Source organism: Streptomyces sp. NPDC033180 (assembly GCF_055577645.1).
This window is the reverse complement of sequence record NZ_JBVIPU010000004.1, coordinates 289,620-312,872: the sequence shown is the minus strand read 5'-3', so window position 1 is coordinate 312,872 and position 23,253 is coordinate 289,620. Positions and strand designations below refer to the sequence as shown.

21 protein-coding genes are annotated in these 23,253 nt (G+C 71.3%); 4 read left to right on the top strand and 17 right to left on the bottom strand.

Annotated features, from left to right (window positions below; translation table 11 throughout):
- Positions 1–137: 137 nt before the first annotated feature.
- The 8 genes from ACZ5WE_RS15365 to infC form a co-directional block, all read right to left on the bottom strand.
- Positions 138–1,184, bottom strand: coding sequence for a PP2C family protein-serine/threonine phosphatase (locus ACZ5WE_RS15365; protein WP_467686624.1), 1,047 nt, complete (start codon positions 1,182–1,184; stop codon positions 138–140).
- 325 nt (positions 1,185–1,509) lie between these two features.
- Positions 1,510–4,020 carry a phenylalanine--tRNA ligase subunit beta gene (gene pheT, locus ACZ5WE_RS15360; RefSeq protein ID WP_467686626.1) on the bottom strand — a complete coding sequence of 837 codons (2,511 nt, stop codon included), beginning with the start codon at positions 4,018–4,020 and terminating at the stop codon, positions 1,510–1,512.
- On the bottom strand, positions 4,020–5,159 hold the full coding sequence (pheS, locus tag ACZ5WE_RS15355; RefSeq protein WP_467686628.1) for a phenylalanine--tRNA ligase subunit alpha: 1,140 nt from the start codon (positions 5,157–5,159) through the stop codon (positions 4,020–4,022). Before pheS ends, pheT begins: the two co-directional genes overlap by 1 nt.
- 192 nt (positions 5,160–5,351) lie before the next feature.
- Positions 5,352–6,494, bottom strand: coding sequence for a sensor histidine kinase (locus tag ACZ5WE_RS15350; protein ID WP_467686630.1), 1,143 nt, complete (start codon positions 6,492–6,494; stop codon positions 5,352–5,354).
- Between the two features lie 55 nt (positions 6,495–6,549).
- The gene (locus ACZ5WE_RS15345; protein WP_467686632.1) at positions 6,550–7,395 is read right to left on the bottom strand and encodes a TrmH family RNA methyltransferase; all 846 of its coding nucleotides are present in this window, start codon (positions 7,393–7,395) and stop codon (positions 6,550–6,552) included.
- Positions 7,396–7,560: 165 nt separating this feature from the next.
- Positions 7,561–7,947 (bottom strand): 50S ribosomal protein L20, encoded by a 387-nt coding sequence (rplT, locus tag ACZ5WE_RS15340; RefSeq protein ID WP_114037952.1) that lies wholly within the window; start codon positions 7,945–7,947, stop codon positions 7,561–7,563.
- Positions 7,948–8,042: 95 nt separating this feature from the next.
- Positions 8,043–8,237, bottom strand: coding sequence for a 50S ribosomal protein L35 (gene rpmI, locus ACZ5WE_RS15335; protein ID WP_135330421.1), 195 nt, complete (start codon positions 8,235–8,237; stop codon positions 8,043–8,045).
- Between the two features lie 105 nt (positions 8,238–8,342).
- Positions 8,343–9,053: a translation initiation factor IF-3 gene (gene infC, locus ACZ5WE_RS15330; RefSeq protein WP_467687105.1), complete on the bottom strand. Its 711-nt coding sequence runs from the start codon at positions 9,051–9,053 to the stop codon at positions 8,343–8,345.
- Between the two features lie 401 nt (positions 9,054–9,454).
- Between infC and ACZ5WE_RS15325 the strand changes: the two genes are divergently transcribed.
- The gene (locus ACZ5WE_RS15325) at positions 9,455–9,832 is read left to right on the top strand and encodes a DUF1844 domain-containing protein (protein WP_467686634.1); all 378 of its coding nucleotides are present in this window, start codon (positions 9,455–9,457) and stop codon (positions 9,830–9,832) included.
- Positions 9,833–9,853: 21 nt separating this feature from the next.
- Here the strand turns inward: ACZ5WE_RS15325 and ACZ5WE_RS15320 are convergent, their stop codons facing one another.
- From ACZ5WE_RS15320 to ACZ5WE_RS15310, 3 genes are read right to left on the bottom strand one after another with little or no spacing between them, the layout of a single operon-like run.
- Complete coding sequence (locus ACZ5WE_RS15320) at positions 9,854–10,585, bottom strand: SseB family protein (protein ID WP_467686636.1); 732 nt, start codon at positions 10,583–10,585, stop codon at positions 9,854–9,856.
- Between the two features lie 9 nt (positions 10,586–10,594).
- Positions 10,595–11,824, bottom strand: a complete 1,230-nt coding sequence (mycP, locus tag ACZ5WE_RS15315; RefSeq protein WP_467686638.1) for a type VII secretion-associated serine protease mycosin — start codon at positions 11,822–11,824, stop codon at positions 10,595–10,597.
- The gene (locus tag ACZ5WE_RS15310; RefSeq protein ID WP_467686640.1) at positions 11,821–12,636 is read right to left on the bottom strand and encodes a hypothetical protein; all 816 of its coding nucleotides are present in this window, start codon (positions 12,634–12,636) and stop codon (positions 11,821–11,823) included. Before ACZ5WE_RS15310 ends, mycP begins: the two co-directional genes overlap by 4 nt.
- 328 nt (positions 12,637–12,964) lie before the next feature.
- Here ACZ5WE_RS15310 and ACZ5WE_RS15305 point away from each other — a divergent pair, with 328 nt between their 5' ends.
- Together ACZ5WE_RS15305 and ACZ5WE_RS15300 are read left to right on the top strand one after the other, a co-directional pair.
- Entirely contained in the window at positions 12,965–13,447 is a 483-nt protein-coding gene (locus ACZ5WE_RS15305; RefSeq protein WP_467686642.1) for a hypothetical protein, read from the top strand.
- 316 nt (positions 13,448–13,763) lie between these two features.
- On the top strand, positions 13,764–14,966 hold the full coding sequence (locus ACZ5WE_RS15300; protein WP_467686644.1) for an amino acid deaminase/aldolase: 1,203 nt from the start codon (positions 13,764–13,766) through the stop codon (positions 14,964–14,966).
- Positions 14,967–14,981: 15 nt separating this feature from the next.
- Here the strand turns inward: ACZ5WE_RS15300 and ACZ5WE_RS15295 are convergent, their stop codons facing one another.
- The 6 genes from ACZ5WE_RS15295 to ACZ5WE_RS15270 form a co-directional block, all read right to left on the bottom strand.
- The gene (locus ACZ5WE_RS15295; protein ID WP_467686646.1) at positions 14,982–15,935 is read right to left on the bottom strand and encodes a DUF2510 domain-containing protein; all 954 of its coding nucleotides are present in this window, start codon (positions 15,933–15,935) and stop codon (positions 14,982–14,984) included.
- 46 nt (positions 15,936–15,981) lie between these two features.
- A complete protein-coding gene (locus tag ACZ5WE_RS15290; RefSeq protein WP_467686648.1) occupies positions 15,982–17,286 on the bottom strand; it encodes an HAD family hydrolase in 1,305 nt (434 codons plus the stop codon).
- A gap of 34 nt (positions 17,287–17,320) precedes the next feature.
- Positions 17,321–18,613 (bottom strand): haloacid dehalogenase-like hydrolase, encoded by a 1,293-nt coding sequence (locus ACZ5WE_RS15285; protein WP_467686650.1) that lies wholly within the window; start codon positions 18,611–18,613, stop codon positions 17,321–17,323.
- Positions 18,614–18,711: 98 nt separating this feature from the next.
- Entirely contained in the window at positions 18,712–19,494 is a 783-nt protein-coding gene (locus tag ACZ5WE_RS15280; RefSeq protein ID WP_467686652.1) for a 3-oxoacyl-ACP reductase, read from the bottom strand.
- A gap of 6 nt (positions 19,495–19,500) precedes the next feature.
- Complete coding sequence (locus tag ACZ5WE_RS15275; protein ID WP_467686653.1) at positions 19,501–20,877, bottom strand: aldehyde dehydrogenase family protein; 1,377 nt, start codon at positions 20,875–20,877, stop codon at positions 19,501–19,503.
- Positions 20,878–20,884: 7 nt separating this feature from the next.
- Positions 20,885–22,249, bottom strand: coding sequence for a glutamine synthetase family protein (locus ACZ5WE_RS15270; protein ID WP_467686654.1), 1,365 nt, complete (start codon positions 22,247–22,249; stop codon positions 20,885–20,887).
- Between the two features lie 77 nt (positions 22,250–22,326).
- Between ACZ5WE_RS15270 and ACZ5WE_RS15265 the strand changes: the two genes are divergently transcribed.
- Positions 22,327–23,109, top strand: coding sequence for a FadR/GntR family transcriptional regulator (locus tag ACZ5WE_RS15265; RefSeq protein WP_467686656.1), 783 nt, complete (start codon positions 22,327–22,329; stop codon positions 23,107–23,109).
- Positions 23,110–23,253: the final 144 nt, after the last annotated feature.

The window sequence follows — 23,253 nt, the reverse complement described above, 5'->3', positions numbered from 1 at the left end:
CACAAGGAGGCCGGCCGGGCCGCCGGCTCCCCCTCGAAAAGCACGGCGGCCCTCACGGCGCCGCCCGATCCCCGTCGTCTGCCCGACACCTACAGGCGGGGTCGGGCGGCGCATGGCCGGCGGAGGTTGACGGTGCGTCACGTCATGGTGTTCTGCCGGCGCACCGTCTCCTCCTGTCGCACCGGCACCCTCCTGCGGTCGTTGCGCAGTACCAGCAGCGCGGCGTCGTCGGTGGGCAACCGGCCCGCGTGGCGCATGAGTTGGTCGTACACCGCGCGGATCACTGCCTGGGGCGCGACCGGCGGGATGCTCACCGCTTCGGTGAGCGCCACCTGGAGCGGGAAGAACCGTCCGGCCGCGTCCCGTGCGTCCTCCATGCCGTCCGTGTGCAGGACGAGCGCCTCCCCCGGAAGGAGCGATCCGCAGTGCAGCGGGGGCAGTTCGGTGGGCAGCGGGAAGGGGCCGAGCGGCGGCAGCGGGTCCCCTCCCGCAAGCGGCTCGGCATACCCGCTCAGGCGGTACGGCCAGGGGTGACCGCAGTTGAGCGCGGTCATCTCACCGTCCGGGCCGATCTCCATCAGGAGTACGGTGACGAACTCCTCGGCCGACGGACTGTCCGGTGCCGGAGCGCCGTTCGCCGGGTGCTCGGCCCGCGCACGCTCCCGCAGATGCCGCCCCAGAGCGCGCTCCAACTTCCTGAGCACCTGCGGCAGTTCGGGCTCCTCGTGCGCCGCCTCGCGGAAGCTGCCGAGCACCGCGGCGGCCGTGCTGATGGCGGTCAGGCCATGCCCGCGCACGTCGCCCATGACGACGCGGACGCCGTGGTCGGTGGCCACCACCTCGTACAGATCCCCGCCGACGGAGGCGCCGCGTGACGCGGAGAGCCGCCCGGCCGCGACCGTGAGGCCCTCGACACGGGGCGGCAGCGGGCGCAGCAGGACGTTCTGGGCGACGCCCGCGATCTCACGGAGCTGGCGCAACTCCCGCAGCAGCGAGGCGCGGACGTGCAATATCAGACCGGCGCCGACCGCGAAGAAGACCGCGCTGGTGACGATCCGTGCCTCGATGCCGTCCCGCTGGGCGAGCGGGCAGACGAGTTTGTACGTGATGGCGGCCGCGCCCCACACCGCGGGAAGGCCGAGCGTGAGAACGCGCCGGATCCGCGTCGGGTCCACACGGAACACCCTCGGCCCGGCCCTCGCCCGGAGCCCGGCGCGGCCCCTTGCCCGGCTCCTGGCCCTGTTCCTTGCCCGGAGCAGCACCCGTCGGGGAGCCCCAGCCCTGATACGGATCATGCCGATGCCCCCCCTCTAGGCCCTGATCAGCGTGCAGTCCGCGCAGTCCGTACAGATCACGCCCCTTGCGGCCGGACTGATTCTGTCGACCGCCTGAGCCGATCAGGCCAGAGAGGGCTCACTTGTCACTCAAACGAGTGAAGGGCGTACCCGGAGGCCCGGATACGCCCTTCTATGCGCCTCTTGTACGCCTGGCGGCGACTACTGGCGGTGACTACGCTCCGCGCAGCACCGCGCCGGTCCGCTCGGCCGCCAGCGCGACAGCGGCGTCACGGGCCGCGGAGGCCTCGTCGACGGTCAGCGTGCGGTCGGCCGCGCGGAAGCGCAGCGCGTACGCCAGGGACTTCTTGCCCGCGCCGATCTGCTCGCCGGTGAAGACATCGAACAGGCGGATGGACTCCAGGAGTTCACCCGCGCCCTCGCGCAGCACCTTCTCGACGTCGGAAGAGGGAACATCCCCGTCGACGACGAGCGCGACATCCTGCGTGGCGACGGGGAAGGTGGAGATCTTCGGGCCCTGCGGGACACCGGTTCCGGCGTCCTCCAGACGGTCCAGGTCGAGCTCCATCGCGCAGGTGCGCGCGGGCAGACCGAGCGTCTTGACGACGCGCGGGTGCAGCTCGCCCGCGTACCCGATGACCTGCTCCGCTCCGTCGATCACGACGGCGAGCTCGGCGCACCGGCCCGGGTGCCACGGGCCGTACTGGCCCTGGCGCACGAGCAGTTCGGTGCCCGACTCGGCGGCCAGGGCGCGTGCGGCCTGGACCGCGTCGGACCACTCGGACGGGCGGCCCTTGCCCCACCAGCCGGCCTGCTCGCGGGCGCCCGCGAGGACGACGGCGGCGTGCCGCGGCTGCACGGGGAGCGCCTCGGTCAGGGAGGCGATCTCCTCGTCCGTGGGACGACGGTCGACGGGCAGCCGCACCGCGACCCGGGCTTCCTCGCGCGGCTTGAAGACCAGACCGGTCTCGAAGAGCGCCAGGTCGTGGCTGCCGCGGCCTTCGTTGCGCCGCAGCGCGCCGAGCAGCCCCGGAAGCAGCGTCGTACGAAGAGCGGGTTCCTCGTCGGAGAGCGGGTTGACCAGCTTCACGACCCGGCGCTTGGGGTCGCCGGGCTCCAGGCCCAGCTGGTCGAAGACCTGCTCGCCGATGAAGGGGTAGTTCGGCGCCTCGACGAATCCGCTGCCGGCAAGGGCGCGGCCGATGCGGCGGTGCAGCCGCTGCCGGTCGGTCAGGCCGCGGCCCGCGGGGGGCTTGGGCAGCGTCGAGGGGAGGTTCTCGTACCCCTCGAGCCGGATGACCTCTTCGGCGAGGTCGTTCGGCTCGGCGAGGTCGGGACGCCAGGACGGCACGGTGACGGTCAGGGCGTCCTGGCCGTAGACGTCGCAGCCGACCTCCTGGAGACGGCGCACTACGGTCTCGCGGCCGTACTCCATGCCGGCGACCTTGTCCGGGTGATCGGCGGGCATGGCGATCGTGTGCGGCGCGGAAGGCGCGATGACCTCGGTGACGCCGGACTCGGCGGTGCCGCCCGCGAGCAGCACGAGGAGATCCACCGTGCGCTGCGCGGCGGCGGACGCGGCCTGCGGGTCGACGCCGCGCTCGAAGCGCTTGGCCGCTTCGGAGGGCAGCTTGTGGCGCCGGGCCGTGCGGGCGATGGAGATCGCGTCGAAGTGCGCGGCCTCGATGACGACGTCGGTCGTACCGGCGGCCTCTTCGTGGTCCGCGATCTCGGTGTTGGCGCCGCCCATGACGCCCGCGAGGCCGATCAGGCCGCGGTCGTCGGTGATGACCAGGTCCTCGGCGTCGAGGACGCGCTTGGCGCCGTCGAGCGTCGTGAACTTCTCGCCCTGCTCGGCACGGCGCACGCCGATCGTGCCCTCGATGCGGGAGCGGTCGTAGGCGTGCAGGGGCTGGCCGAGCTCCAGCATCACGTAGTTCGTGACGTCGACGGCGAGCGAGATCGGGCGCATGCCCGCCTTCTGGAGGCGGCGCTGCAGCCAGATCGGCGAGCGGGCCTCCGGCTTCAGGCCCGTGACCGTCCGCGCGGTGAAGCGGTCGCAGCCCATCGGGTCGGAGATCTTGACCGGGTAGCCGGAGGCGTTCGGCGCGGGCACGTCCAGGAGCGCCGGGTCGCGCAGCGGCAGGCCGTACGCGATGGCGGCCTCGCGGGCGACGCCGCGCATCGACAGGGCGTAGCCGCGGTCCGGCGTGACGGCGATGTCCAGGACCTCGTCGACCAGTTCGAGGAGCTTGATGGCGTCGATGCCGGCCTCGTGCTCGGGCGGAAGGACGATGATGCCGCCGCTTCCGTCGTCGCCCATGCCCAGCTCGTCGCCGGAGCAGATCATGCCGTGCGACGTCCTGCCGTACGTCTTGCGCGCGGCGATCTTGAAGTCGCCGGGCAGGACGGCGCCCGGAAGCACGACGACGACCTTGTCGCCGACGGCGAAGTTGCGCGCGCCGCAGACGATCTCCTGCGGCTCGCCCGTGCCGTTGGCGGAGCCGACATCGACCGTGCAGAAGCGGATGGGCTTCTTGAAGCCCTCCAGCTCCTCGATGGTGAGGACCTTGCCGACGACCAGGGGGCCGGTGAGACCGGCGCCGGTCTGCTCGACGGTCTCGACCTCGAGGCCGACCTCGATCAGCTTGGCCTGTACGTCACGGCCGGTCTCGGTGGCGGGGAGATCGACGTACTCCCGCAGCCAGGAAAGCGGGACCCGCATCAGATCTCCATCCCGAAGGGCCGGGTGAACCGGACGTCACCCTCGACCATGTCTCGCATGTCTTCGACGTTGTGGCGGAACATCAGCATCCGTTCGATGCCGAACCCGAAGGCGAACCCGCTGTACTTCTGGGGGTCGACGCCGCAGGCGGTGAGCACCTTCGGGTTGACCATGCCGCAGCCGCCCAGCTCGATCCAGCCCTCGCTGCCACAGGTGCGGCAGGGGCGGTCGGGGTTGCCCACGGACTCGCCACGGCAGACGTAGCAGACCATGTCCATCTCGGCGGACGGCTCGGTGAACGGGAAGTAGTTCGGGCGCAGGCGCGTCTTCATGTCCGCACCGAAGAGCGACTGGACCATGTGGTCCAGAGTGCCCTTGAGGTCGGCCATGGTCAGGCCCTCGTCCACGGCGAGCAGCTCGATCTGGTGGAAGACCGGGGTGTGCGTCGCGTCCAGCTCGTCCGTGCGGTACACACGGCCGGGGCAGACGATGTAGACGGGCGGCTCACGGCGTTCGAGGAGCGCGCGGGCCTGCACGGGCGAGGTGTGCGTGCGCAGCACGACACCGGACTCGTCGCCTGCTGTGTCCTTGGCGCCCTTCGGGCCCTGGACGAAGAACGTGTCCTGCATCTGCCGGGCCGGGTGGTCCGGGGTGAAGTTCAGGGCGTCGAAGTTGAACCACTCCGCCTCGACCTCGGGGCCCTCCGCGATCTCGTAGCCCATGGCGACGAAGACGTCCGCGACGCGCTCCATGAACGTGGTCAGCGGGTGCCTGGCACCGGCCGGGACGCGGTCGTACGGCAGCGTGACGTCCACTGCCTCCTCGACGAGCACCCGGGCGTCGCGCTCGGCCTCGAGCTCGCTCTGGCGGGCGGCGAGCGCCTTGCTGACCGCGCCGCGCGCCATGCCGACGCGCTTGCCGGCCTCGGCCTTGGCCTGCGGGGGCAGCGCGCCGATCTCGCGGTTGGCGAGGGACAGCGGCGACGTGCCGCCGGTGTGCGCGACCTTGGCCTCCTGGAGCTGTTCGAGGTCGCCGGCGGCGGCGAAGGCGGCGAGCGCCTCGTCCCGCATGCGCTCGATCTCTTCAGGTTTCAGTGCCTCGACCTCAACAGGGTCGTACGACTTGTTCGGTGCCGACATCTCTTCCCGTGCTTCCGGTTGGCTGGTGATGGTCCCCGTCTACGACTCGGAGACGAATCGTCCACATAGGGGGACGCAAACGTGCCAAGGATCGAGTCTAACGGGGGTGGCGCAGGTGAATGAGCCCGCGGGCCGTGCTCAGGCGGATCAGCAGTGACCAGTGGCGGCCCGAGAGGAGCGGACCGCAGAGAGTCACAGGAGATACGCCGGAGTGCCCACGGGCAACGTAAATCGGAACTGGGCGCCGCCACCGGGCGCGCGGCCGACGGTGATCGTCCCGCCGTGCGCTTCCACGATGCCCTTCACGATGTACAAGCCAAGTCCCGTCCCGCCGCGCTTGCTGCCCCGCCAGAAACGGGTGAAGACGCGGCCCATCGATTCCTCCGGAATGCCGGTCCCCTCGTCGCTCACGGTCACGGCCGTCTCGGCCCCGCCCCGCTCACGCGGGGACGACGAAGGTGCCACGTCGATGGTGACGGTTCCCTCTCCGTGCCGCACCGCATTTTCCAGGAGATTGCTGAGCACCTGGTCGATCTTGTCGGGGTCCGCCCAGAGATCGGGCATCGGCTGCGCCATCCGCACGAGGAAGCGGGCGGCGTCCTGGCCGGATGCGACATGGGCCTGGATGTGGCGGCCGACGGCGGCGCCGATGTCGACGGGCTGCCGGCGCAGTTCGAGCCGCCCGGAGTCGATGCGGGAGATGTCGAGGAGCTCGGCGATGAGCCGCGTGACGCGGTTGGCGTCGGCGTCCACCGTCTCCAGCATCAGCTTCTTCTGGTCGTCGGTGAACCGCTCCCACTTGGCGAGCAGCGTCGCCGTGAACCCCTTCACGGAGGTGAGGGGCGAGCGGAGCTCGTGGGCGACGGTGGCGATCAGCTCCGCGTGGCTGCGCTCGGTGCGGCGACGGGCCTCGGTGTCGCGGAGGGAGACGACGACGCGGCGGACGGGGCCGGTGGGCGCGGAGCGCACGTAACGCGCGGAGACGAGGACCTCACGTCCGCCGGGGAGCAGGAGATTGCGTTCGGGCTGGGCGAAGCGGGTGGCCAGGCCGCCGTACGGATCGGTCAGCTGCCACCAGCGGCGGCCTTCGAGGTCCTCCAACGGCAGGGCGCGCTCCAGCGGCGCTCCCAGGGCGTCGTCGGCGCGCACCGCGGTGATGCGTACGGCCGCGGCGTTGAAGCAGATGACGCGGCCCGACTCGTCCGCGACGACGAGGCCGTCCGGCAGGTCGTCCGGGTCGAGGCCGAGCCCGCCGAGGTCACCGAGGGCGCCATGGTCCGCGCGAGTGGACAGGATGTCCTGTACCCCCGGTGATCTGCTCGTGCCGATGCTCATTCCCCGTACCCCACCTCTCGGACCGGCGCAGGAGGCCTCCGAGCCCGTCACCCTACTAGCTGGGAGTGACGGAACGGCACCCTCCGGCCGCACGCTGTGCACGGGCGGACGCATAGAGGCACACGGCCGCCGCCGTCGCGAGATTGAGGCTTTCGGCTCTGCCGTGGATCGGAACGCGCACCACGGCGTCGGCGAGTGCGCGGGTCTCCTCCGGGAGCCCCCAGGCCTCGTTGCCGAAGACCCAGGCGGAGGGGGTGCCCATGGTGCCCTTGTCGAGCTCGTCGTCCAGGTCGTCCTGGCCCGCTCCGTCGGCGGCGAGGATGCGTACGCCCGCGTCCTTCAGCCCCTGGACGGCCCGCTCGACGGGTACGCCGACGGCGACGGGCAGGTGGAACAGCGAACCGACCGACGCGCGCACGCACTTGGGGTTGTAGAGGTCCACGGAGGCATCCGTGAGGACGACGGCGTCGGCACCCGCCGCGTCGGCACACCGCAGCACGGTGCCGGCATTGCCGGGGTCACGGACGTGCGCGAGGACGGCGACCAGCTTGGGGCGGGCGGCGAGGATGCTCTCGAAGGGGGTGTCGAGGAACCGGCAGACACCGACGAGCCCCTGGGGCGTCACGGTCGTGGAGATGTCGGCGATGACGTCCTCGTCGGCGAGGTGCACCCGGGCCCCCGCGGCACGGGCTTCCCCCACGATGTCGGCGTACCGCTCGGCGGCCTCGACGGTCACGAACAGCTCGACGAGCGTGTCCGCGTACGCGGCGCCCTCCCGCACGGCCTGCGGCCCCTCGGCCAGAAACAGCCGCTCCTTACCCCGAAAGTTCCGCTTCCCGAGCCGCCGGGCGGCGCTGACGCGGGGGGATTTGGGGGAGATCAACTCGGGGGCGGCGGTCATGAACTCACCTTCGGGTGGAGCCCCGTCAGGGGCGCGGGGAACTGCGCGACCGGCCAGAGACGACCCGCGGACGGCAGAGGGCAGAGGGGGGCAGAGATCCCGAACGCATTCGGACCCGCAGACCAGGAGGCCTGCGGGTCCGAGTGACGGTCACCAACGCGCAGCCTAGGCGGCAGCCTTGGGAGCGTTGACGTCCGAAGGCAGAGCCTTCTGCGCAACCTCGACGAGCGCCGCGAAGGCGTTCGCGTCGTTGACGGCGAGCTCCGCGAGGATCTTGCGGTCCACCTCGATGTTGGCGGCCTTCAGACCCTGGATGAGGCGGTTGTACGTCATGCCGTTCTGGCGGGCAGCGGCGTTGATGCGCTGGATCCACAGCTGACGGAAGTCGCCCTTGCGCTTCTTGCGGTCGTTGTAGTTGTAGACCAGGGAGTGGGTGACCTGCTCCTTGGCCTTGCGGTACAGGCGCGAGCGCTGGCCGCGGTAGCCGCTGGCCGCTTCGAGAATCGCCCGACGCTTCTTGTGGGCGTTGACTGCCCGCTTGACGCGTGCCACTTGTTAACTCCTTGTAGCGGGGCCGTGGTTGGACTCACACGACCCGGTATCGATTGGGTCCCGGTCGGAAGTTCAGGCGCGAGATGCGCCCGGACTCACTTGCCGAGAAGCTTCTTGATCTTCTTGGCGTCGCCCGGGGCCATCTCGGCGTTGCCGCTGAGGCGACGCGTCAGACGGGACGACTTGTGCTCGAGCAGGTGGCGCTTGCCGGCGCGCTCACGGAGCACCTTGCCGGAGCCGGTGATCTTGAAGCGCTTGCTGGCACCGCTGTGCGTCTTGTTCTTCGGCATAGCGCCGTTCTCTCCTCGTCAGTGGCACTCGGATGCCCGGTCGTGAAACCGGGCATCCGGGAACCGTATGTGTCAGTTGGCGATCCCCGGACTCACGTCCTGAGATCAGGCCTCGGCGCGGGCCTCGGCAGGAGCCTCGGCGGGTGCTTCGGCAGGAGCCTCCGCGGGTGCTTCGGCGGCAGCCTCGGCAGGAGCCTCGTCGGGCTCCTCCTCCAAGGCGGAGTTCTGCGATCGGCCCGGGTTGGCCTTCGCGTCCGCCTTGCGGACCGCCTGGGCCTCGCGGGCCTCGGCCATGGCTTCGGTCTTCTTCTTGTGCGGACCGAGGACCATGATCATGTTTCGGCCGTCCTGCTTCGGGTTCGACTCGATGAACCCAAGCTCTTCGACGTCGTTCGCGAGGCGCTGCAGCAGTCGGTAGCCGAGTTCCGGCCGGGACTGCTCGCGACCACGGAACATGATCGTGATCTTGACCTTGTCGCCCTGCTTGAGGAACCGGACGACGTGACCCTTCTTGGTGTCATAGTCGTGCGGGTCGATCTTCGGCCGGAGCTTCATCTCCTTGATGACCGTGTGCGCCTGGTTCTTGCGCGCCTCACGGGCCTTCATGGCCGACTCGTACTTGAACTTCCCGTAGTCCATGAGCTTGCACACGGGCGGACGGGCGGTCGCCGCCACCTCGACCAGGTCGAGGTCATACTCCTGTGCGAGCTCCAGGGCCTTGGCAAGCGGAACAATCCCGACCTGCTCGCCGCTGGGACCGACAAGTCGCACCTCGGGAACGCGAATCCGGTCGTTGATGCGGGGCTCGGCGCTGATGGATCCTCCTCGGTAGCACCACGCGGCGGTCTGGCGGACAGCCGCGTTACGTCTGTTATCTCGACCAACCGAGTGAGTACATAAAAAATGCCCCAACCGATCACAGGAAGGGGCTCCATTACTACCGGAGCACCTCCGCGGTGATCGCGGGGCGCATCTCGGGCCTGCCATAGTCTCGGGGACTGCGGCCGCCTGACCGGTGACCCGCTGCTCCGGGGAGCAGCCAGGTGGGAAGCGGAGCCTCCACTTGTGGGCCGGGTCTCTGCGTGGCACGCGAGTATCCGGCCGGTCGTTACACAAGGTTAGCAGGTCCGCGGGGGTCGGGCTAACCGACGGTGCCGAACGGTCCTCGCGGACTCCCGCGGCTCACTCCCGGTGGGGCTCCGCATATCGTATGGGACATGAGCGACGCGACCCCCACCCCCGAGTCCGCCAACGGTGACTCCCCCGACTTCGACACCCTGACCCGTGACATCGCGGACGTCCCCGCGGTCGAGGTGATCACCACGGTCGCCGTCCACCTGATGAGCGCCGCGGCCGTGAACCTCGGCCTCGCCGAGGGCGGCGAGGGCCACAAGGACCTCGACGAGGCCCGCAAGCTGATCCACTCGCTCGCCGGTCTGATGGACGCGAGCGCCACGGAGATCTCCTCGTTCCACGCGGCACCGCTGCGCGACGGCCTGAAGTCGCTGCAGCTGGCCTTCCGCGAGGCGTCCGAGGTTCCGGACGAGCCGGGCCAGGGTCCGGGCGAGAAGTACACGGGCCCGGTCTTCGGCTGAGGGTGCACGTCGGTACGTGATTCAGGGACGTACGTAGAAGGGCTCGCCCGGTGGCGTCGCCTCGGCAGGCAGCAGTGCCAGGTCGAGGCCGCTCACCAGGCGGGCCCTCAGTGTTTCGTCGGCCGCGATGTGCCGGGCGACGCGCTGGGCCGCCACGGCGGGGTCGGCCGAGGGGTCGATGACGAGCGCGAGGGTGCCGTCCGCGGTGCCCGCGCCGAGGTAGGCCCGCAGGACGGCGGGCTCGGCGGCGACGGACGTGCGCACGGCGGCCGTGACGGCGGGGTCGGCGAGCGGGTCCCTGCTGTGGCGGCCTTCGGAGAGGGCGATGAGGGCGGGGCGGTTGATCTCGTAGGGGACGGGCCCAGCGAGGTCGAGGACGATCGTGTCGGCCTGCTCGTGCGCCGCGGCCTGGAGCGCCTGGTGCAGAGGGACGGCGACGGGCCGGGCCTGCGGGTCCCACAGGGCGAGGGCCTGAGTCGAGGTGAAAGCGGGCAGCGCCTTGCGGTCGCCCGCCTTCAGGGTGGGGACGGCCATGTCGCTGGACTTCTCGCGGCGCAGTCCGTTCTCGTCCTCCTCGACCTCGCCGAGCACGGCGACCACGGGGACGAGCAGCCGGGCGCCGGTGAGCGCCTCCAGGACGGGGCCGTGGTCCGTGCGGTCCGTTGCCCACGCGGTCAGGGCCGCGGTGAGCCGGGGGTCGGCGGACCCGTCGTCGTCGGAGAAGCCGGGGTCCGGGATGTTCTTGTTCGCCACGGCACGACCCTACAGAGGTCTGTCCGTGGGCCTTTGCGGCGGGACGCGGCGGCCCCACCCGGCGTAGAGCGCCGCCGGCAGGAGGCGCCGCAGGAAGCGCCCGTCCCGGCCGAGACAGATGCCTGCCGCGAGGAGTGCCACCCCGATGCCGCCCGCGACCGGCCCCACCCAGCCGGCCGGACCGTCCTCGCCCCGCTCCGCGTCCGGACCCGGGCCGAAGTACTTCTCTCCGTACGCCGCCGACTTCAGCCCGTCCGGCTTCTTCTTGCCGCCCTCGGCGATCGCGGCCGCCGGGTCGATGAAGCCGAAGCCGTGCGAGTCGTCGCGGCCGCCGCTCGGCACGTCCCGGGCGGTGTCCTCCAGGAGCTGCTTGATCTGGGGCGGGGTCAGGCCGGGGTGGGCGGCGCGGATGAGGGCGACGGCGCCCGAGACGAACGCCGACGCGGCGCTGGTGCCCCAGCCCTCGTAGTACTCCCGGTCGGGATCGGCGATGACGATGTCCTTGCCGGGGGCGCTGACCGTGGCGTACCAGCGGCGGGTGGAGAAGGAGGCGCGGTCGCCGCTCTCGTCGACGGCGGTGGCGGCGATGACGCCGGGGTAGGCCGCGGGGTACGAGATGTGGTCGCCGCGTTCGCCGCCGTTGCCCGCCGACGCCACGACGACGGCACCCTTCTTCAGGGCGTACTGAACGGCGGCGTCCTCGGCGGGTTCCGGGTGGGCGGACTTGGAGTCGTCGCCGAGGGAGAGGTTGATGACGTCGGCGCCGTGGTCGGTGGCCCAGCGGATGCCGTCGGCCAGGGCGTTGCCCCGGGTGTTGCGGGCCTTCGAGCGGTCCGGGTCCCCGTCCTCCAGGATCACGCGGATCGGCAGGATCTTCGCCTCGGGCGCGACGCCCAGGACGCCGTCGCCGCGGCCCGCGCCATGACCGTGGCCCGCGATGATGCCCGCCATGGCGGTGCCGTGCCGGGCCCAGGGGCGGTCGCCCTGCTTCGCCCCGAAGCCGACCATGTCCTTTCCTTCGAGGACACTGCCGGCCAGGTCGGGGTGGCCGCCGTCTATGCCGGTGTCCAGGACCGCGACGGTGATGCCCTTGCCCTTGGTGGTCTGCCAGGCCTGGCTGGTGTGCATGGCGTCGAGGGCCCACTGCTGGGCGCGTATGCCGTCGTCGGCGTGAGCGGTGGCGGGCAGGAGTGCGAGCGACGCGGCGAGGGCGGCGACGCCCAGTCGGCGGATTCTCATGAGGGCTTCTCCGTGGCCGCGATGGTCTTGCGCAGACGCCGCTCGACGCGGTCGGCGATGCCCTTCGCCTCGTGTCCGAGGCCCGCCTGGGCGGGGGGGGAGGTGGTGGACGTCTCCATGGCCTCTTCGGCGGGCTCCGGTTCGGTGACCGTGCGGCCGTCGGCGAACCCGGAGACGGAGAAGGCGACGACGGGGGCGTCCGGGAGCACGGACACGGTCCAGGAGGCGCGCTGTGCGTCGCCGAAGTCCGCGGCCGGGGTGCCCTTTGCCGCGTACGGCCGTGGCATCAGGTCGGGGCGCCGGTCGAGGCCTTCCTCCGTGAAGCGGGTGCGCAGCGAACGCATGGCGTCGGCGTCGGCCTTGGTGAACAGCAGGCCCACGGTGGTGACATGACTGCGGGTCGCATCCGTGTACGTGGCGCGCAGCAGCCTCAGACAGCCCGCGGGGGCGAGTGCCTTGCGCAGGAGCGGGTCGAAGGCGCTCTTGCAGGGGGAGTCGGGGGCGACCGCCACCCGGGTCCAGGTGCGGTCGGCGCCGCCGGGGCCCGCGCCCTCTCCCTTGATGGTGGCGGGGAAGAGCTGGTCGACGGGCACGCTGTGCCAGAGCTCGCCCGCCACGGCGTACGCGTTCCGCGTGGTGCCCGTCCCTTCGGAGCCGCCGGTCAGCCAACTTCCGGTGGCCGCGCCCCCGATGAGCCCGAGGCCGAGCACGACGCAGGCAGCGGCGGCGGTCACGCGGGGCTGTACCCAGGTGCGGACGGGACGCAGCCGCGTGGTGCTGTCGTCGTACAGCGCGGGCCGTGCGAACGACACGAAGGGCCGCCCTGCTCCGGGGCCGGGCGTCAGATCGACGGCGCCAACCGGGCGGCGGGCGGCGGGCGTTCGGGGGGTGGGGGCGGGCGGGGGTGTGGATATGGGCCTGGGTGTGCGGGCGTGCGCGTGGGCGGGCGGGGCCTCGGGCGTGGAGAGCCTTCTCTCGCCACCGGGCAGGGAGGCAGTGGGCGGAGGAACGGCCGGTGCGGGCTCCGGCCGTGCGTCAGGCGCGTCCCACGCCTCAGCCGCCTCCGGGGGTGCAAGGGGTACGGAGTCGGGCGCGGGGGCGGGGGCGGGTTCCGCAGCGGGTCGTGCGGGCCTGAGGCGCGTGCCGGGCGCGTCCCAGGGCTCGGCCTCCCGCGACGGCGCGGCCGCGGGGCCGGGCTCCTGCCCGGCCGCGGTCCGGGGCGAAGGAGTGGTCGAGGAGTCGGGCACGGGTATGTCCGCCGTCGCCGGATTCGAGAGCGGCACAGGGCCGGACAGCGGCGCCGGGCCCGACGGCGGCACCGGAGGCATCGGGGGACGGAGGCGGTACTCCGCGGCGCGCTCTTCGTCCTCCGCGTCCGGAGCGCCCACCTGCGGCGGGGCAGGAGGCAGCGGCGGGGGCGGGCCGGGGGCCGGGGCGGGCTCGGTGCTGCGCGCGCGCGTCCGCGTCATCGCTGAGGGCGGCGTATCGGGGAAGCGTGCCGACGCGGGCGGCGGGGGCGCGGACTGCTGCGCCTGGGCTCCGGCGTCGTCTCGCGGCGTCGCGGGACCCGGCATCCGCAACCGGTCGAAGGGCGCGAGCAAGTCCCCGAGGACGGAGTCCTGATCGGCGTCGGAGTCGGCGAGCACGGGGTCGTCCGGCAGCGGATCGGCCGCAGGCGGACGCAGGTCCGGGAAGCGCGCGGACGGCGCGGGGGGCGGCGCGGAGGCCGGGGGGCCCGGCGGCGGAGGCGGGGTGGTGGGACGTGGCGGTACAGGGGCCCGTCGCGCTTCCGTGCTCATGCACCCCCCCCGTTTCCTCGCTCTTCTGCGCGTAACTCTAAGGGCAGATTCCGGTCGTGCGGGAACCGGTCCGCGGCCCCGGGCGATCTGCCCGGATCATCCCCCTACCCTCGGGTAATCGCGTCTGGCAGGCTTCGGCCATGACCTCCCGTGCAGCAGACCGGGCCCGTTACGACCGGGCCACCGCACACCTCGACGCCCCCGTCGCGATCGTCGATCTGGAGGCATTCGACGCCAATGCCGACGACCTCGTGCGCCGGGCCGGCGGTAAGCCGATCCGTGTCGCGAGCAAGTCCGTGCGCTGCCGGGCCCTGCTCGAACGCGTCCTGGCCCGCGACGGCTTCGCCGGGCTCATGTCCTACACGCTCGCCGAGTCCCTGTGGCTCGCCCGGTCCGGTTTCGACGACGTCCTGCTCGCCTATCCGTCGGCCGACCGCGCCGCCTTCGCGGAGCTGACCGCCGACCCGAAGCTCGCGTCCTCGGTGACCGTGATGGTCGACGACCCGGCGCAGCTGCGGCTCATCGACGAGGCCAGGGACGGCGGGCGCGAAGAGGTGCGGGTCTGCCTGGAGTTGGACACCTCCTTCAAGGTCCTCGGGGGGAAGGTGCGGATCGGGGCGCTGCGCTCGCCCCTGCACTCCCCCGTCCAAGTCGCCGCGCTCGCCCGCGCCGTGGCCCGTCGGCCGGGCTTCAGGCTCGTGGGCGTGATGGCGTACGAGGGGCATGTGGCGGGGGTCGGTGACGCGGTCGCGGGTCATCCGGCGCGCTCGCGGGCGATCCGGCTGATGCAGGCCGCCGCCCGCAAGGAGCTCGGGGCGCGGCGGGCCGAGACCATCCGCGCGGTGCGGGCGGTCGCGCCGGACCTGGAGTTCGTCAACGGCGGCGGCACCGGCAGTGTGCAGCACACCGCGGCCGAGCGGGCGGTGACCGAGATCGCCGCGGGGTCGGGCCTGTACGTACCGCGCCTCTTCGACAACTACACGTCGTTCAGCGGGCGTCCGGCCGCGCTCTACGCCCAGCCCGTGGTGCGCCGCCCGGGCGTGGGCTCCGTGACCGTGCTCGGCGGCGGCTACCCCGCGTCGGGTGCCGCGGGCCCCGACCGCTCCCCGGTGCCGTACCTCCCGGAAGGTCTGCGCTACGACCCGCAGGAGGGCGCGGGCGAGGTGCAGACCCCGCTGCTCGGGGCCCCCGCCGACGACCTGCTGATCGGCGACAAGGTGTGGTTCCGGCACGCCAAGGCCGGGGAGATGTGCGAGCGGTTCGACGCGCTGCACCTCGTCGAGGGAGACCGGGTGACGGCCACCGTCCCGACGTACCGGGGCGAAGGCCGCACGTTCCTCTGAGGGCGCCCGAGGCCGTCAGGGCGTCGCGCCCACGCTGTTGCCCACGCCGCCGCTGGTCTCGCCGCCGCCGACCGGGCGGATGCCCTTGGTGATCTCGTCCATGTCGGAGAGCGGCGGCGCCTCGCCTCCGGCGTCGATGGCGAAGCGGACGATGACCAGCGCCTCGGATCCGACGCTGGAGGGGAAGGCCAGCGACTGGACGTACCCGCCGGGGCCCTTCTCGGTGCGGACCCGCCATCGCACGAGGTATCCGGAGCGGCCCGCGACCGCGACGGTCCCCTCCTTGACCTTCTCGTGGCTCGCGATGCCGCCGAAGGGGCTCATGCCGACCTTGTCCTCCTCGTACGCCCCGTCCGCCGCGTCCTTGATGTCCCCGAGCGCCAGTGCCTTGGGCGAGCGCTCGTCGGTCGCCGTCGACGTGCGCGAGTAGACCGTGCCGTGCCGGCAGAGGCTGCCCTCGCCCGGGCAGTCGTAGACGTCCGGGGTGCGGACGGTCGGGTCGCCGCCGACCGTGCTGTCGGCCTTCTCCCAACCGTCGGGGACGGGGATCGTGATGCCGTTGAGCTGGTCGACGAGGGTGGAGGGATCGGGGTCCGGCGCCGAGGTGGTCGGTTCCGGCGAGGTCGGCGAAGGCGGGTCCACCGGCTCGGACGGGCCCGACAAGGGGCCCTCGACCTGCGGTTCGTCGTCCTCGCCCAGGAGCACCACGCCGGTGGCGATCGACGCGACCAGGACGAGCCCGGCGGTGGCGAGCGCCACCGCCTTGGCCCGGCCGCCTCCTGCGGAACCCACCGGCCGCACCGGCTGCGACGGGCCGAACACCGGCTGACCCTGGCCCATTGCCGTGTGGGGTGCTTCGGGCGCCCGCCGGTGCTCGGTCCACGCGGACCCGTCCCACCAGCGCTCGACGTGCTGTGCGGACGGGGGCGACGGATCCGTGTACCAGCCGGGAGGGGGCGACATGCTCATCCCGGCACTCTAGGACGTGCCGTGAAGATCAGAACAGTCAGAGCAGTCAGAACACCGCGTCCTCCTGATCGGGTACCACCGAGCCGTCATCACGCAGGACCGGGGTCTTGCTTCCGTCCGGTGCGTTGTACGCGGCCGTCGAGCACGGGTAGAGGTCCGGCTTCTGCTTCATGGGCTCGATGAACATGGGGTTCACGACCCAGCGGCCGTCGGCGTTGTCGTAGGCACGGCACATGAACTCGTTCTTCTCGCGGTTCAGAACGAGATGGGCGCCCGTGGCATCGCCGACGAACGTCACGTCCGTGTCCGCGTCGCCGCCGCCGAGCGCGATGCGGTGGGCCCGGTCCTGTTTGTCCCAGGCCGACTTGCCCTTGACGCCGAAGATCTCCTGGTTGATCCAGCAGCGCTTGCCGTCGATGTACGGGATGGCCTCGCCCTTGTTCACGGGGACGTTGCCGCAGCCCTGGTTCCAGGGGGTGATCCGGCCCTCGCGGTCGAGGACCGAGCGGATGGCGATGGTGTGCTCGCGGTCGATACCCACACTCTTCGACCACACCTCGGTCACCGGCTCCGAACCCGCCGAGACGATGTAGACGTCGAAACCGGCTTTCTTCAGCGTGCGGATGAGGTCGCGCTGCTGCTCGTAGTAGCGGGCGTATCCGGGGATGGTGTGCGTGCCGACGGTCTGCGTGGCGCCGACGGGAGCGGCGAGCGCCTGCTTGCGGGCCTTCGCGGCGTACGACTCCAGTTCGGGGACGGTGTGCCCGGCGAAGAGCTGGGGCACCCAGGCGTACTGCGGGACGGTGTGCCGGTGGTCCCACTCCCCCGCGAAGGCGGCGGCGCCGCTCATCGTCTTCCCGTCCTCGCGGACCTCGAAGATCTCGTCGGCGCAGTCGGTGTCGGTGGAGGTGGGCAGCGGCCTGCCGACCGGCACGTTCGTGCCGCAGGCCCGGGTGAGCGCCTTGTCGGCCTCGTCCGTCATCCACTTGCTGGTGGACTTCCAGCTCGCGGGACGCAGGATCTTGTCGTGGCGCAGGGACCAGGCGATCGTCGCGTCGGTGATGTCGTTCTTGACGACGGTGTTGTCCCAGTCGAAGGCGGCGACGGGACGCTTGTGGCCGTGCCCCTTGTGGGAGCCGCAGCGTCCGCGCTCGTCGATCATCTGCTGGAGCCGGGCACGGTTGTCGCCGAACCAGGTCAGCTGCTGGGAGAGCTGCGGGCAACGGGCCTTCGCAGCGGCGGAGTTCGGGGAGTTCGCGGGCGTGGCGGCGGCCGCGGGGAGCGTCGCCGGCACGGCTGCCAGAGTGGCGGCCGTGGCCAGCGTCAACGCCAAGGCATGTCTGTTGCGCATGCGCATGGACCGTACATCAATCTTCCGCGCCAGGTCAGGCCCCGTGCACCGTGTCCTTCTGGTCGGGGATGACGGACCCGTCGGCGCGGCGCACGGGGCCTTCTCCGCCGTCCCGTTCGGTGTATCCGGTGCTCGCGCACGGATACGGCTTCCCGAGCTTCCCCTTGGGCTCGATGAACATGGGGTTCACCAGCCAGCGGCCGTCGCCGTTGTCGTAGGCGCGGCACATCACCTCGTTCTTGTTGCGGTTCAGGACCAGGCGCAGGGCCGTGGCGTCGCGCAGGAAGGAGATGTCGGTGTCGGAGTCGCCGGCCGCGAACACCTGGCGCCTGGCCGCCGGTTGGACCTTCTCGGCGGCGGCGCCCCTGACCCCGTGGATCTCCTGATTGATCCAGCAGCGCTTGCCGTCGATGTACGTGATCATCGAGTCGTCCCCATCCTTGACGGTGCCGCACCCTTTCAGATGGGCCGTCAGTTTTCCGTGCGTGGCGACGTTGCGGATGCCGATGGTGTGCCGGGCGTCGACGCCGACGCTCCGCGCCCACACCTCGGCGACCGGCTCGGGCGACGCGGAGACCACGTACACGTCGAACCCGGCCTTCTTGAGGGTGCGGATCAGCTCGCGCTGCTGGTCGTAGTAGCGGACCCAGCCGGTGAACTTCCCGGTGCCGACGCGCTGTTCGGTACCGACGGGTGCGGCGAGGTTCTCCTTGCGGGCCGCGGCGGCGAAGCCCTTGACCTGGCGGGTGGACCAGCCGCGGGTGAGCTGGGCGAGCCAGGCGTACTGGGGCTCCATGCGGCGGTGGTCGAAGCCTGCGAAGGCCGCGTCCTCGCCGGTGGTGGTGCCCTCGCTGTAGACGGCGGCGATCTCGTCGGCGCAGTCCGTGTCGCGGCGCGTGGGGAGCGTGGCGCCGTCGGCGGGACAGGCCTTGGCGAGAGCGGTGGCCGCGGCGTCGGTGAGATAGCGGCTCGTGGTGTGCCAGTCGGCGTTCTTCGGCGTACGTATCCTGCTGTTGCGCAGGAGCCAGAACATGGTGGCGTCGCCGACGTCGTTCTTGATGACCGTGTTGTCCCAGTCGAAGGTGGCGACGGGCTTCGCGGTGCCCTTGTCCCTGCCGTCGCCGCAGCGGCCGTACGAGTCGATCAGCTTCTGGAGCCTGGCTCTGTTCTCGCCGTACCAGCCCTTGGAGACGGTGAGCGAGGGGCAGTCCTTCGGCTGGGACCGCACCGGCTGGGTGGCTTCCGCGGTGGCCTGGACGGTGAGGAGACCGGCTCCGGCGACGGCGGTCACTGCTGCTGCCGCGACGGCGCGGCGCTTGAAGTTCACAAACACACTCCCGTGTTTACGCAGGTCAGCCGGGCGTCGTGCGACGCCCGGCTGACGGGGTGGTTGCCGGAGGATGAACTACGTTGCCGGAGGATGTACTACACGGGCGTGACGTACGCGCCCGAGATGCCGCCGTCGACCAGGAAGTCGGTGGCGTTGACGAACGAGGAGTCGTCGCTCGCGAGGAACGCGACGGCGGCGGCGAGCTCGTCCGCCTCGGCGAAGCGGCCCACGGGGATGTGGACGAGGCGGCGCGCGGCCCGCTCGGGGTCCTTGGCGAAGAGCTCCTGGAGGAGCGGGGTGTTGACCGGCCCCGGGCACAGCGCGTTCACGCGGATGCCCTCGCGGGCGAACTGCACGCCCAGTTCACGGGACATGGCGAGGACCCCGCCCTTGGACGCGGTGTACGAGATCTGGGACGTCGCGGCTCCCATCCTTGCCACGAACGAAGCGGTGTTGATGATCGAGCCCTTGCCCTGGCGCCGCATGTAGGGGATGGCGGCCTTGCAGCACAGGTAGACGGAGGTGAGGTTGACCTCCTGGACGCGCTTCCAGGCTTCGAGGCCCGTGTCCAGGATGGAGTCGTCGTCGGGCGGTGAGATGCCCGCGTTGTTGAAGGCGATGTCGACCGAGCCATAGGTGTCGTACGCGGTCTTGAAGAGCGCCTCGACCTCCTCGGCGTCGGTGACGTCGACCTTGACGAAGGTCCCGCCGACCTCGTCGGCCGCGGCCTTGCCCGCGGTCTCGTCGATGTCGCCGCAGACGACGTGTGCGCCCTCGGAAGCCAGGCGGCGCGCGGTGGCGAGGCCGATGCCGCTGCCGGCGCCGGTGATGACGGCGGTGCGGCCGACGAGGCGGCGGCAGATGTTTTCGTCGGTCATGGTGCGTCAGGCCTCCGTGCTTTCCGTGCTGATGAAGACGTTCTTGGTTTCCGTGAAGGCGGCGAGCGCGTCCGGGCCGAGCTCACGGCCGAGTCCGGACTGCTTGTAACCCCCGAACGGGGTCCAATAGCGCACGCTGGAGTGCGAGTTGACGGACAGGTTCCCGGCCTGGACGGCTCCCGAGACCCGCAGGGCCCGGCCCACGTCCCGCGTCCAGATGGACCCGGACAGGCCGTACTCGGTCGCGTTGGCGAGGCGGATCGCGTCGGCCTCGTCGTCGAAGGGCAGGACGACGGCGACCGGGCCGAAGACCTCCTCGGTCGCCACCGGTGACGCGGCGTCGACGTCGGTGAGGAGCGTCGGCGGGAACCAGAAGCCGGGCCCATCGGGGGCCGTGCCGTGGATTCCGGTGCCGGAGGGGACGTACGAACGCACGCGCTCCAGTTGGGACCTGGAGATCAGCGGACCCATCTGGGTCTTCTCGTCGGACGGGTCGCCGACGACGACCGACTCGACCGCGGGCCGCACGATCTCCAGGAAGCGGTCGTACACCGATCGCTGGACGAGGATGCGGGTGCGGGCGCAGCAGTCCTGGCCGGAGTTGTCGAGGTACGACATCGGCGTGGCGAGGGCCGCGGCCTCCACGTCGGCGTCGGCGAAGACGATGTTCGGACTCTTGCCGCCGAGTTCGAGGGTCAAGCGCTTCACGCGGTCGGCGCACTTGGTCATGATCTGCTTGCCGACGCGGGTGGAGCCGGTGAACACGATCTTGGCGACGCCGGGGTGCTCGACCAGGGCGTTGCCCGCGACGTCACCTGCGCCGGGCAGGACCTGGAAGAGTCCTTCGGGGAGGCCTGCGTCCAGGGCGAGTTCGGCGAGCCGGAGCGCGGTCAGCGGGGTCGTCTCGGCAGGCTTCAGGATGACCGCGTTGCCGGCCGCGAGGGCCGGTGCGGTGCCCCAGGCGGCGATCGGCATCGGGAAGTTCCAGGGCGCGATGACGCCGACAACCCCGAGAGGTTCGAGGATCGTGACGTTCAGGCCGCCCGGTACGGGGATCTGACGGCCGCTCAGCCGCTCCACTCCCCCGGCCGCGAAGTCCAGGAGATCGCGGACGTTGCCCGCCTCCCAGCGCGCGTTGCCGATGACGTGACCGGCCTCGCGCACCTCCAACTGAGCCAGTTCTCCCAGGTGTTCATCCACGGCCACCGCGAAACGCCGCAGCAGGCGGGCGCGGTCGGCGGGGGCGGTGGCGGCCCACTTCGCCTGGGCCGAGGCCGCTCGCGCGACGGCGGCGTCGACGTCCTGCGGGGTGGCGGCGGGGACGGTCGCGATGACCTCTTCGGTCGCCGGATTCAGTACTTCGAGGTTCTGTGCGTCGAGCAAGGGTGCCTCACATGCGTTCGAAGGAGCGGCGGAGCTCCCAGTCGGTCACCGCGGAGTCGAAGGCGTCCAGCTCGACCCGGGCCATGTTGCTGTAGTGCGCGACCACCTCGTCGCCGAACGCGGCCTTGGCGATGGGGCTGTTCTCCCAGAGCTCGGCGGCCTCGCGCAGGGTGGTGGGGACGTGTGCGTAGTCGCCGATGTAGGCGTTGCCCGTGCACTCCTCGGGCAGTTCCAGCTTCTGCTCTATGCCGTGCAGACCGGCGGCCACGAGTCCGGCGACCGCGAGGTGCGGGTTCACGTCGCCGCCCGGCAGCCGGTTCTCGAAGCGCATCGAGCGGCCGTGGCCGACGACGCGCAGGGCACAGGTGCGGTTGTCGTAGCCCCAGGCGGCCGCGGTCGGCGCGAACGAGCCGGGGCGGAACCGCTTGTACGAGTTGATGTTGGGCGCGTAGAGCAGCGAGAACTCCCTGAGCGCCGCGAGCTGCCCGGCCAGGAAGTGCCGCATGACGGGCGACATGCCGCCGGGTCCGTCACCGGCCATGGCGTTGGTGCCGTCGGCGTCCACGAGCGAGAGGTGGATGTGACAGGAGTTGCCCTCGCGCTCGTTGTACTTGGCCATGAAGGTGAGCGAGACACCTTCCTGGGACGCGATCTCCTTGGCGCCGGTCTTGTAGATGGCGTGCTGGTCGCAGGTGACGAGGGCGTCGTCATAGCGGAAGACGATCTCGTGCTGGCCCGGATTGCACTCACCCTTGGCCGACTCGACGACGAGCCCGGCGGCCGCCATGTCGTTGCGGATGCGGCGCAGGAGCGGCTCGATGCGTCCCGTGCCGAGCACCGAGTAGTCGATGTTGTACTGGTTGGCCGGGGTCAGGGCCTTGTAGCCCGCGTCCCAGGCCTGCTCGTAGGTGTCCTTGAAGACGATGAACTCGAGCTCCGTGCCGACGCCCGCGGTGTAGCCGAGCTCGGCCAGCCGCTCCAGCTGGCGGCGCAGGATCTGGCGGGGCGCGGCCACGACGGGCGAGGAGTCGTTCCAGGCGAGGTCCGCGATGAGCATCGCGGTGCCTTCGTTCCAGGGGACGCGGCGCAGGGTGGTCAGGTCGGGGCGCATGGCGAAGTCGCCGTAGCCGCGGTCCCAGGAGGACATCGCGTAGCCCTCGACGGTGTTCATCTCCGCGTCGACGGCCAGGAGGTAGTTGCAGCCCTCCGTGCCGTGCTCCAGGACGTCGTCGAGGAAGAACTGGGCGGCGAACCGCTTGCCCTGGAGCCGCCCTTGCATATCGGGGAAGGCCAGGACGACAGTGTCGATCTCGCCGCTCGCGACGAGAGCACGCAGCTCCTCGATCCCGAGCGGGGGTGTGCGGTCTGCCACGGGAAAATCCTCCTTGGGTCAGCCGAGAGCCATAAGGTATTGCGGAGAACCATTGATTGGGAAGGGGGTACGGCCAGATGTCGCACACGGATGCCGACTCCGGCACCGGGACGGATGCCGACTCCGGCACCGGGACGGATGCCGCGACCGCCGACGACCGGCTCACACCGGTCCTTCGCCCCGTACGGGCGGGCAACGGCTTCGAGGAGGCCCTCGAACAGATCCTCCAGGTCGTACGCCTCGGCCTGGTGCCCGGCGGCGAACGGCTGCCGTCGGAGCGGGAGTTGGCCGAACGACTCGGCATCAGCAGGGTCACGCTGCGCGAGGTGCTCAAGGTGCTCCAGGACCAGGGCCTGGTCGAGTCGCGGCGGGGCAGGTACGGCGGCACGTTCGTCCGCCCGCGCCCCGAGGCGGCCGGCGAGGACGAGCTGCGGCGGCGCGTGGCGGACGTCGACGTCGAGGACGCGTTGCGCTTCCGCGAGGTCCTTGAGGTGGGGGCGGCCGGGCTCTGCGCGGCGCACGGCCTGACCGACGAGCAGCGCGACCGGCTGCGCGCTGCGCTCGCGCAGACCCACGAGGCGCCGCTCTCCGAGTACCGACGCCTGGACACCCTCCTGCACCTGACCCTGGCCGAGCTGTGCGGCTCCCCCTCGCTCACCGCGCAGTACGCGGCGGTCCGGGCGACCGTCAACGACCTCCTGGACTGCATCCCCCTCCTGGTACGGAACCTGGAGCATTCGCAGCGCCAGCACACCGCCCTTGTCGAGGCGGTGCTCGACGGGGACGCGGACGGGGCGCGGGAGATGATGCGCGAGCACTGCGCCGGCACGGCCGCCTTGCTGCGGGGCTTCCTGACATAAGGGGCGCAGTGAGAGGTGATTAACGGCGGTGTAACGCAGGGGGCTTGATTTCTCGCGGGTCGCACAGCAAAGGTATGGATCCGTTCCATTGAGTCGCCAACCCGCCTACCGCAGTGCCGCCGCCGCGCAGTCGCATAGGAGCCG

Excerpts from the sequence above, each read along its gene's own strand:
- pheT (WP_467686626.1), bottom strand. The coding sequence starts at position 4,020 with ATGCGGGTCCCGCTTTCCTGGCTGCGGGAGTACGTCGATCTCCCCGCC.
- pheS (WP_467686628.1), bottom strand. The coding sequence starts at position 5,159 with ATGTCGGCACCGAACAAGTCGTACGACCCTGTTGAGGTCGAGGCACTG.
- ACZ5WE_RS15350 (WP_467686630.1), bottom strand. The coding sequence starts at position 6,494 with ATGAGCATCGGCACGAGCAGATCACCGGGGGTACAGGACATCCTGTCC.
- ACZ5WE_RS15345 (WP_467686632.1), bottom strand. The coding sequence starts at position 7,395 with ATGACCGCCGCCCCCGAGTTGATCTCCCCCAAATCCCCCCGCGTCAGC.
- rpmI (WP_135330421.1), bottom strand. The coding sequence starts at position 8,237 with ATGCCGAAGAACAAGACGCACAGCGGTGCCAGCAAGCGCTTCAAGATC.
- ACZ5WE_RS15325 (WP_467686634.1), top strand. The coding sequence starts at position 9,455 with ATGAGCGACGCGACCCCCACCCCCGAGTCCGCCAACGGTGACTCCCCC.
- mycP (WP_467686638.1), bottom strand. The coding sequence starts at position 11,824 with ATGAGAATCCGCCGACTGGGCGTCGCCGCCCTCGCCGCGTCGCTCGCA.
- ACZ5WE_RS15300 (WP_467686644.1), top strand. The coding sequence starts at position 13,764 with ATGACCTCCCGTGCAGCAGACCGGGCCCGTTACGACCGGGCCACCGCA.
- ACZ5WE_RS15295 (WP_467686646.1), bottom strand. The coding sequence starts at position 15,935 with ATGAGCATGTCGCCCCCTCCCGGCTGGTACACGGATCCGTCGCCCCCG.
- ACZ5WE_RS15290 (WP_467686648.1), bottom strand. The coding sequence starts at position 17,286 with ATGCGCAACAGACATGCCTTGGCGTTGACGCTGGCCACGGCCGCCACT.
- ACZ5WE_RS15280 (WP_467686652.1), bottom strand. The coding sequence starts at position 19,494 with ATGACCGACGAAAACATCTGCCGCCGCCTCGTCGGCCGCACCGCCGTC.
- ACZ5WE_RS15265 (WP_467686656.1), top strand. The coding sequence starts at position 22,327 with ATGTCGCACACGGATGCCGACTCCGGCACCGGGACGGATGCCGACTCC.